The organism is Intestinibacter sp. (assembly GCF_022780145.1).
In the GTDB taxonomy this organism is placed as follows: domain Bacteria; phylum Bacillota; class Clostridia; order Peptostreptococcales; family Peptostreptococcaceae; genus Intestinibacter.
This window is the reverse complement of sequence record NZ_JALEXO010000137.1, coordinates 1-9,504: the sequence shown is the minus strand read 5'-3', so window position 1 is coordinate 9,504 and position 9,504 is coordinate 1. Positions and strand designations below refer to the sequence as shown.

Below are 9,504 nucleotides of genomic sequence, written 5' to 3'. Positions count from 1 at the left end.
GGTAAGAATTTTACTAGAAAAAGTATTGTATTTATAGATGGAGAAAAGAAAAACACTCTTTATGTAAATAGAAATACCTTGAGAGTTTATTGTGATGATGAAGATAAAGATAATATAAAGGACATTGTAGTCAAACAAATTGGTCTTCATGATATACCGCTTAGTGAGACAAATACGATTCAGTTGAGCGATAAATAATTTGAAATTTAAGCTGAAAGGAATATTTTATGAATAAAAATACTTCATATAGTGAAAAGGACTTAGTTCCTATAATGGAGGAGGTTATACAAAGTGGAGGAAGCTGTAAGCTTAAGGTCACAGGATATAGTATGACCCCTACTTTGAGACATTTAAAGGACAGTGTCGTATTAGTAAGTCCTGAAAAGAGACAACCTAAAAAGAACGAGATAGTTTTTATAAAGAGGGATACTGGAAAGCACGTACTTCACAGAATTAGAAAAATAATAGACGATCAATCATTTATAATGAACGGCGATGCTCAGCAATGGACTGAGGTGGTTAGATTTAATCAGGTTATAGGAGTTGTTGATTCTTTTTATAGAGGGGACAAGGAGGTTTCTTGTGACAATATAAAGTACAAGACGTATGTAAAGCTTTGGGTGCTTTGCAAACCGATTAGACCTCTGATTTTCAGGTTTAGGAATTTAGTTAGAAAAGTAATAAAATAAAAATTAAAGGGATTATCGTAGTTTAGTTTTACTATGATAATCCCTTTTGCTTGTGTTATTTAAGATTTTTTAAAGTGATTAAATTGATTTCTGGTGGGTTGTTTATTCTCATAAATTTGGGATTCCCAAGACCGGTGCTTACATATAGTTGGGTATTTTTTACTTTGTAGAGTCCTTTATCGTATTTTGGAAATAATTTTCTAGCTGGATCTAAAATACCTACATCGAAAAGTCGAATTATTCCACCGTGTACATGGCCAGATAGTATTAAATCGAAGTTTTTATCCTCTAATATATCTGCAGCATCGGGGTCGTGGCTCAATAATATATTGAATTTATTTTTATCAACGGTTTTTATAAAATCCAATGTTAAAGGGTCATCGGGGTCTATTTTTTTAGCGTATTTATTTAGAGAGTAATAATATATTCCGTATATATTTATAGTTTGTACGTCCTTGTAGATTGTAGTATATGAGTTATCAACAAATTTAACTCCTAAATCGCTTAATTTGTTTATGTATCTATTGTAGGAGTTATCCACAGTTCTATCTCTTAAATTCCATTCATATCCGTTGAAAATTGCATCTATACCTTCTTCGTGATTTCCAACAGAATAGATAATATCGTATTTTTTAGAGAGCTCCTTTAGGAGCTTAAATCCTACGAGACTTTCTTCATCATAATTTCTATTATATGTATCATCCGAGTCCTTAAATTCAGTAGCAGAGAATATATCACCAGTTATAAAAATTACATCTGGAGACAACTCATCAATTGTATTTATCAAACTTGAATTGTCTTTATCGAATTCAATAGAGTGAAGATCACTTATTTGAAGAATCTTAAAACCATCGAAATTTGATGGTAAGTTAGAAAAAGCTATTTCCTCACTAGCAACTTCAAAAGAGCTGTTGATAATTTTATTTTTATTAATTATATTTAAACTATATATAATAGTTATACACAAAATCACTATTAATGCAGGGAAGATATATTTTTTATTTGATTTTAGCTTATCCACAGTAGCCTCCTTTATATAAATTTATTAAAAAAAGTGAGTATAAACCCACTTTTTATAATCTATTATATATTATTTTTTTGATTTTACATAATAAAATTTCTATATAAAGTTAGCTAATATAGGAATTAAAACAACTGTTAAAAATCCAGCTACACCTATAGACAAGCTACTCATAGCTCCTTCAACCTCTCCAAGCTCTAATGCCTTACTTGTACCGACTGCATGTGCTGCTGTACCTAATGCTATACCCTTAGATATTGGATGTTTAACTCGTCCTATTTTAAGAACAGTTTCGCCCATCATATTTCCTAAAATACCTGTAAGTATTATACATACAACTGTTATAGATTCTATTCCACCTAAAATATTACTAAGTGATATTCCCATAGGAGTAGTAATTGATTTAGGTAAAATTGAATAAATAATTTGTGAATCGGCATTTGCTATTTTGCAAATTATTACAACACAAGCAAATGATATGAAAACACCTGTCAATATACCTACTAAAATTTCTTTAGTGTATTTTTTAAATAGATGGAATTGTCTATATAGCGGTACTGCTAAAACTATAGTTGTAGGACCTAATAGAAAATTAATTGTATCTGCACCTATTTTAAAGCTTTCATAAGGTATTTTTGTAACTTTTAAAAATAATATAATAAGTATCATAGCTATTAAAAGCCCATTGCATATAGGAGTTTTTGCCTTTTTTTGTATGAATAATCCTATATTATAAAAAACTATGATTGTCAATAATCCGAATAATTGTGTATTTAATATCTGTTCCATTTTTTTCGCCTTCTTCTAAATAAATTTAAGCAACTTCTTCTGCTTCTTTTTTCTCTTTTTTTTCTTTTAATTTAATCATTAAATCTACACTACGACCGCTAACTATCATAACAGCAACGTTGATTATTAATATACATGATAAAAGTAAAACAGCATTTTCTTTTATTAGACCTAGAGATTCTATTAATGATACTCCAGCAGGTATGAAGAATAAACTCATATTACCTAAAAAGAAATCTGCTACATCCTTAATTTTACTTTCATCCAAAATTTTAGATTCAAGCAATACAAATAGAATTATCATTCCTATAATAGAGCCAGGAATATTTATTACATTTTTTATTAATTGACTTATGAATTCTCCTGCTGCCCAAATTCCAAGGAGAATTCCAATTTGATTGAAAAACTTCATTTGAAAAACCTCCAATTTTTTATTTTACCAAGAATAAAAAGTATCGAGATTATGTAAAAAATTTATATATTTGTAAATATTTAGAAAAATTAAGGGTTACTATCTCGATATAAATTTATTATATATCATTGGGATTAAAAAATCTATAGTCAGAATGTTATATCGAAATTAAATACAATAGATAACAAAATAGAAAAAATTATATATAAATTGGTAATATTAAACATGTAATATAATAAATAAGTTGTAGGAAAAGGTTAACAAAAAATTGGAATTGTTGTAAAAATAGTTTGATTTTTTATAAAAAAAGATATGATTTTGAAAAAAGTTTAAAAAATCATATCTTTATGTAGATTATTTTCTATTATATATTTAAAAATGTATAAAATATTAATCTTTATCAAGGACGTTATAAAAAATAGTATTAGCTATAGTTAAAAGGACTGCTGCCAATATAGAATTAAAAAATCCAGATATAGATGCCCCTGGAACTATGTTAAAAGCTAACTTTAATACAAGCCCATTTATTACAAATGAAAACAAGCCTAGTGATAAAAGTGTTATAGGCAAAGAGAAAAATTCAATTACAGGCTTAACAATTACGTTTAGACATCCGAATATTATTGTAAGTACTATCAAAGAGGCAAGAGAGCCTATATAAACGCTAGACATTAATTTTGATACGATAAAAAGTGATAAAGCGTTGATTACAATAAATAAAGAAATTCTTTTCATTAGAAAACCTCCTTTAAAAATTTAATATTATAAATATTATACTACTAAATAGTAAAATTTATTAATTTTAATTTGAATGTGTTATACTATTTTTAGAGAAAAAATTAAAATTATATTAGTTTGTTTTTATAGGGAGGGGTTAGAAATGCATAGAACTGACGAAAGAGATACAATGTTTGCTAGAGCACATTATACACCAGGAAGTGAAGCTTATGAAGATTATTACAAGAGATTTCCTGAAAAAAAGAATATAGATGATAGTATGAGACATAGACCAGATTTATGCCAAGAAGGAACTATGACTTATAATGAAATTAATTCACCAATGGCAGCTAGTGCTTTTCAATTTATGAGAGATATACTACCTTTATGTGAAGGGGAAGTAGCTCCTGAAAAGGTTGAGGTAGATCCTACAACTATGGCGAAAAGAATAAAGGGATTTGCTAAACACTATGGCGCTGTAACAGTTGGAATTACAGAATTAAAGGATTACCATATATATACACACAGGGGAAGAATTGAAAGTGATTATGGAAAAGAAGTACATTTAGATCATAAATACGCAATCGTATTTGGATGCGAATTAGATAATGAAATGGTAAATAGATCTCCTATGATATGTGAAGTAATTGAAACTAGTAAGTCTTATGTAGATGCAGCTATTATAGGAATGATTTTATCTTACTATATAAGAAGCTTAGGCTATGAGGCTAGAAACCATATGGATAAAAACTACTTAGTAATGCCTACTTTAATTGCTAAGGATGCAGGAATAGGTGACATAGGAAGAAATTCAATACTTACTAATAAGGACTACGGTTCAAGATTAAAATTAGGAGTAGTTACAACTAATATGCCTCTTGATATAGATGAATACAAGGATTTTGGACTAGAAGATTTCTGTAATGTATGTAAAAAATGCGCACACAACTGTCCATCACATTCATTGACAGTAGGACCTAAATTCGATGAATTAGGTCAATATCGATGGGAAGTTGACAGAGAAACTTGCTATACAAAATGGAGATATCTAGGAACTGACTGTGGAATGTGTATATCTGCATGTCCATTTAGCCAAAATCTAGAAACTATAAAAAATGCAGAGACATTTAAGGGAAATGAGGAGTTAATAAATAAGGCTTTAGATGAATTTAAAAAGAAATTTGGAAAGAGAGTATTCGTTCCAGGAAATCCATCATGGCTTAGATAGAAGTATTAGTTAGGGAGAGAGAGTATGAGAGATACTATAATAAAATGGATATCTGATTTTATAGATGATTATTGTAAGAAAAATAATCTAGAGAGAATTTGGGAGGAACCGATTGTAGGATTTGCCGATGCAAATTCAGATTATATAAAGAACTTAAAAAATGTAGTATTAGAATCACATTATTCACCAAAGGATTTTTTAGAAGATGCTACAATAATAGTTTCTTACTTTTTACCATTTAAAAGAGAAATAGGTAAAAGCAATAAATGTGAAGGATTGCCATCTGAAGCATGGGCTAAAGCATATATTGATACTAATAAAATGGCACAGGATATAAATGAATACATTGTAGATGAAATCGAAAAATTAGGCTATAAAGGTGTAAATCCTGTAAATGCAGGTGTATTTGACCAAAATATATTAAAAAGTAACTGGTCACAAAGACATATGGCTTATGCTGCTGGTATAGGAACTTTTGGTATAAATAATCTTCTTATATCTGAAAAGGGAAGCTGCGGTAGATATTTTTCTGTGATAACTAATTTAGATGTTAAAAGTGATGAACCTATAAAAGAAGAGAGATGTATGTATAAAAAGGATAAATCATGTGGAGTATGCGTGAAAAGATGTAAAAATAATGCACTTACATATGAAGGCTTTGATAGATTTAAATGTTCAAGCCAATTACAAGAAAATAAAAAAATATTGGGGGCATCTGTATGTGGAAAATGTGCAGCTGAATTGCCTTGTTCGTACAAAAATCCTGTAAAATAATAAATGAAATAAAGGGTATGGAAGGTTTTATTCCACGCCCTTTGTTTTTTTAATTGATAACTATAGTAGTTGTATCTAATACATTATCATAAATCCATTGAGCATTTTCTACAGCCAATCTAATACAGCCATGACTTAAAGCCTCACCTAAGGTATCATTGATAATCTCTGTGCCTTCAGGATTAAATAAAATTGAGTGATAGTAATAGCTGCCCTTGATTCTAGTGGCATACTTAACTAAATATGTGTCAGACCCGAAGAACGGCTTTCTACCGCTTACATAAAATGTACCAGTTATTGTAGGTGTTTCTGGTTTTCCAACTGTACAAGACCATTGATATATCAAAATCCACTGACTGTTGTCGCCTTTTTCAAAAATATAAGTTATTTTATTTGCTAAATCTGTAGTAATTAGATTTGTTGTAGGACTTTTTATATTATTGTCGTTTACAAATCTAGTCATATCTGTGTAGAAATATTCAAAATCATATGCTCCTGGAGGATTTCCGTCATCGGATAAAAAATAATTGAATATATAGCCCTCTTGGTCGTTGTAGATGACGTGGTCCCAGTCTCCTTGGCTTTTTAAAACTTGAACTCTAGATTTTGCTGGAACGAGTGTTATAGCATTTGATTCAGAAGATGGATATGATCTTAAAAATACGTCGGTCCAGGTGTACTTAGTTTTAGATAGGTATTGGTTGTAGACATAACCCCTTTGATTGTTGTACATTACCTTATACCAATCCTCTGCTGCATCTATAACTTGTATTTTGGATCCAGCAGGTATAACGGTAATTACATTAGATGATGTAGATTTACTTTCTCTTAGGTTTAGATTTGTCAAGGCATATTTATAGTTTTCATTTTCTTGTCTTTTATATTTTCTCATATTGGTCTCCTTAAATATACTAATTGATTTAAATAATTTAGATGAAATTTATTAGTATATTTTATGAAGATATAAATTTATTTGTGTAAAAAATTTTACATTAAAAAAAGGAGCCGAAGCTCCTTTTATATTTATATTATGAATTATAGACATCAACATCTAAAGTGTTTTCAGATTTTGAAACTATTACAGCAGTTGCAGCGTCTCCGATTACATTAAGTGCAGTAGTGTACATATCCATAGGTCTGTTTATTGCTATGATAAGAGCATATGCTACAAGTGTTGCTGGGTTATTATATCCCATTCCTGAAATAACAGTGAATAATACTATCATAGAAGAACCAGGAGCAGAAGGTGTTCCCACTGAAGCAATAAGTGCTAAAATTGCAATTAAAATCAAGTTTGGAATTGTTACTTCGTATCCTGAGCTAGCTGCTATGAATACAGTTCCAACTACTTGCATTATAGCAGTACCATTCATATTTATTGTCATGCCTAGTGGTAGTACAAATGATGCGACATCTTCACTAACGCCGAGCTCTTCTTTAGTAGTTTTTAAATTTAAAGATAAGGCTGCTGCTGAAGAAGCTGCTGATACTCCTAAAAGAGCTACCTTTGCCATTTTCTTCATAAATTTAATAGGATTTAACTTAGTGTTGAAATAAATAAATCCTGGATAAGAAACTAATAAACATATTGTAGCTGCGATTGTAACTGTTATAAGATACGCAAAAGCAGGTTTAAGATGCTCGATACCGTATACAGCAAATGTTCTTGTTATTAAAACGAAAACAGCTACTGGACCAAATTTAAATATTACAAAATTTAAAAATACAAGTATTATGTTATTTATATCTGTAAGAATTTTCTTAAATACTAATAATTTATCGCCTAGCTCGTTTATACAAAGTCCCACAGTAACTCCTAAGAATACTATAGATAAAACACGTCCATTTGTGATAAGTACAGTACCTATGTTGTTTGGAACAGCATCAAGTATAACCATTAAAGGATTAGGACTAGTAGCAACCTCAGTTGTGCTTGAAGCGCCAGATATAGAAACATTGAAAAATCCTAATTTATATGTAATAAAACCGCATATAATAGCGACTATTAATGCAAAAGTTGATGTAGTTAGAAATCCTAATAACGTTTTACCAGAGATTCTACCAAGTTTTTTTGTGTCGCTGATTTCGCACATTGCAAGTGCTATTGATGAAAAAATCATAGGAACTATTATTAATTGTAGACAATTTATGAATAGTTGACCTACTATATAAAATAAACCTATTGCATTCTTTCCTTCATCTGTACTTATATCTTGGAAGAATAAATTATTTATAACCTTCCAAATGTTTTCATGACCGTTAGATATTAAGTTTTCTCTTAAAAACAGTAATGCTGTTCCGATTACTAGTCCAGCAATAAGTGCGATTGCCATTTTTCTTGCCAAAGTATTTACATTTTGATTTGAGTTGTTTGTCGAAGTCTCAGAAGCCATATAAAAATCCCCCTTTTTATTTAATAAATTTTATTTATACATTCCTTTTTATATTAATATAATAGTTAATATTTTAACATAAGTCTAATAGCTTTTATAGATAAAATTAATAGATATATTTTATAAAAAAATAAAATATAAATAATATTTTCAAATTTGTCACCACCTATAGATAAATATAAATAATATTGATTAAATCTATAAGTTAGATATAAAATCATAGAAAACCTTGTCAAAGTAATACAACATTAAAATTTTCAATGCTTGTAACCTATGTTACAGATTATATTTTTATTTAAATATATAATAATGGCATAAGATAAAAATCAAACAAATATGTGAAATAAAAATCATTAATATCAAAAATAAATTAACGATTTGGAGGAATAAATATGGAAAATAAAATGTTTTGTTTTCAATGTCAAGAAACTGCTGGATGTAGCGGATGCACTAAATCAGGTGTTTGTGGAAAATCACCACAATTAGCTAGATTACAGGATTTATTAATATATGTAACTAAAGGATTATCAGATGTGACAACTAGACTTAGATCAGAAGGAAAATCTGTAGATATTAAAGTCAATCATATGATAACTATGAATCTATTTGCCACTATAACTAATGTAAATTTCGACGATGAAGTATTTTATGCAAAAATAGTGGAAACTTTAAAAATAAAAGAAGAGCTATTATCTGAATTAGGTAATAAAGAAAATTTATCAGAAGCAGCTCTATGGAACTCTACATCTAAATCAGAAATGGAAGAAAAATCTGCAAAGGTAGGGGTTTTATCTACAGAAAATGAAGATATAAGAAGCTTAAGGGAATTAGTAGTATATGGAATAAAGGGAATGTCTGCATATATGAAGCATGCCAATGCTTTAGGGTATGAAAATGAAGAAATAGATGCATTTATGCAGGAATCTCTAGCTAAAACTATGGATGACAGCTTGACTGCAGATGATTTAGTAGCTTTAGCATTAAACGCAGGTAAGGTAGGGGTAGATGCAATGGCTCTACTAGACAGCGCAAATACAGGAACTTATGGACATCCAGAGATAACAAAGGTAAATATAGGAGTTAGAAATAATCCAGCAATACTTATATCAGGACATGATTTAAAGGATTTAGAATTATTATTAAAACAAACAGAAGGCACAGGAGTAGATGTTTATACACATTCAGAAATGCTACCAGCTCATTACTATCCAGCATTTAAAAAATACCCTCATTTTGTAGGTAACTACGGAAATGCTTGGTGGAAACAAAAAGAAGAGTTCGAATCTTTTAATGGACCAATATTAATGACTACAAACTGTATAGTACCACCAAAAGATAGTTATAAAGATAGATTATTCACTACAGGTGCTGCAGGGTTTACAGGAGTTAAACATATAAAAGGAATAAGCGAAGATAATAAAGACTTCTCTGAAATAATAGAATTAGCGAAAATATGCCAACCACCAACAGAAATAGAAACA

11 protein-coding genes are annotated in these 9,504 nt (G+C 29.5%); 5 read left to right on the top strand and 6 right to left on the bottom strand.

Annotated features, from left to right (window positions below):
* Together MR593_RS05415 and MR593_RS05410 are read left to right on the top strand one after the other, a co-directional pair.
* Positions 1-198: hypothetical protein (locus MR593_RS05415; RefSeq protein ID WP_290690574.1), on the top strand; the 198-nt coding region annotated here is incomplete at its 5' end.
* 29 nt (positions 199-227) lie between these two features.
* Positions 228-689 (top strand): S24/S26 family peptidase, encoded by a 462-nt coding sequence (locus MR593_RS05410; RefSeq protein ID WP_290690571.1) that lies wholly within the window; start codon positions 228-230, stop codon positions 687-689.
* Between the two features lie 55 nt (positions 690-744).
* Here the strand turns inward: MR593_RS05410 and MR593_RS05405 are convergent, their stop codons facing one another.
* From MR593_RS05405 to MR593_RS05390, 4 genes are all read right to left on the bottom strand, one after another.
* Entirely contained in the window at positions 745-1,710 is a 966-nt protein-coding gene (locus MR593_RS05405) for a metallophosphoesterase (RefSeq protein WP_290690568.1), read from the bottom strand.
* 99 nt (positions 1,711-1,809) lie between these two features.
* On the bottom strand, positions 1,810-2,499 hold the full coding sequence (locus MR593_RS05400; RefSeq protein ID WP_290690566.1) for an LrgB family protein: 690 nt from the start codon (positions 2,497-2,499) through the stop codon (positions 1,810-1,812).
* A 25-nt stretch (positions 2,500-2,524) separates the two neighbouring features.
* A complete protein-coding gene (locus MR593_RS05395; RefSeq protein ID WP_290690565.1) occupies positions 2,525-2,911 on the bottom strand; it encodes a CidA/LrgA family protein in 387 nt (128 codons plus the stop codon).
* Between the two features lie 390 nt (positions 2,912-3,301).
* Positions 3,302-3,646, bottom strand: coding sequence for a phage holin family protein (locus MR593_RS05390; RefSeq protein WP_290690562.1), 345 nt, complete (start codon positions 3,644-3,646; stop codon positions 3,302-3,304).
* Between the two features lie 145 nt (positions 3,647-3,791).
* Here MR593_RS05390 and MR593_RS05385 point away from each other — a divergent pair, with 145 nt between their 5' ends.
* Both MR593_RS05385 and MR593_RS05380 read left to right on the top strand, forming a co-directional pair.
* Positions 3,792-4,856, top strand: a complete 1,065-nt coding sequence (locus MR593_RS05385; protein WP_290690560.1) for a 4Fe-4S dicluster domain-containing protein — start codon at positions 3,792-3,794, stop codon at positions 4,854-4,856.
* 24 nt (positions 4,857-4,880) lie between these two features.
* A complete protein-coding gene (locus tag MR593_RS05380; RefSeq protein WP_290690558.1) occupies positions 4,881-5,630 on the top strand; it encodes an epoxyqueuosine reductase in 750 nt (249 codons plus the stop codon).
* A 49-nt stretch (positions 5,631-5,679) separates the two neighbouring features.
* Here MR593_RS05380 and MR593_RS05375 read toward each other — a convergent pair whose 3' ends face one another.
* The gene (locus MR593_RS05375) at positions 5,680-6,522 is read right to left on the bottom strand and encodes a L,D-transpeptidase family protein (RefSeq protein ID WP_290690556.1); all 843 of its coding nucleotides are present in this window, start codon (positions 6,520-6,522) and stop codon (positions 5,680-5,682) included.
* Positions 6,523-6,658: 136 nt separating this feature from the next.
* A complete protein-coding gene (locus MR593_RS05370; RefSeq protein ID WP_290690554.1) occupies positions 6,659-8,023 on the bottom strand; it encodes a dicarboxylate/amino acid:cation symporter in 1,365 nt (454 codons plus the stop codon).
* 392 nt (positions 8,024-8,415) lie between these two features.
* On the opposite strand from MR593_RS05370, the gene hcp reads away from it, so the two are divergent.
* On the top strand, positions 8,416-9,504 hold a 1,089-nt coding region (hcp, locus tag MR593_RS05365; RefSeq protein ID WP_290690552.1), incomplete at its 3' end, for a hydroxylamine reductase.

Coding starts and splice junctions, on each gene's coding strand:
- MR593_RS05410 (WP_290690571.1), top strand. CDS start 228: ATGAATAAAAATACTTCATATAGTGAAAAGGACTTAGTTCCTATAATG.
- MR593_RS05400 (WP_290690566.1), bottom strand. CDS start 2,499: ATGGAACAGATATTAAATACACAATTATTCGGATTATTGACAATCATA.
- MR593_RS05395 (WP_290690565.1), bottom strand. CDS start 2,911: ATGAAGTTTTTCAATCAAATTGGAATTCTCCTTGGAATTTGGGCAGCA.
- MR593_RS05390 (WP_290690562.1), bottom strand. CDS start 3,646: ATGAAAAGAATTTCTTTATTTATTGTAATCAACGCTTTATCACTTTTT.
- MR593_RS05385 (WP_290690560.1), top strand. CDS start 3,792: ATGCATAGAACTGACGAAAGAGATACAATGTTTGCTAGAGCACATTAT.
- MR593_RS05380 (WP_290690558.1), top strand. CDS start 4,881: ATGAGAGATACTATAATAAAATGGATATCTGATTTTATAGATGATTAT.
- MR593_RS05375 (WP_290690556.1), bottom strand. CDS start 6,522: ATGAGAAAATATAAAAGACAAGAAAATGAAAACTATAAATATGCCTTG.
- MR593_RS05370 (WP_290690554.1), bottom strand. CDS start 8,023: ATGGCTTCTGAGACTTCGACAAACAACTCAAATCAAAATGTAAATACT.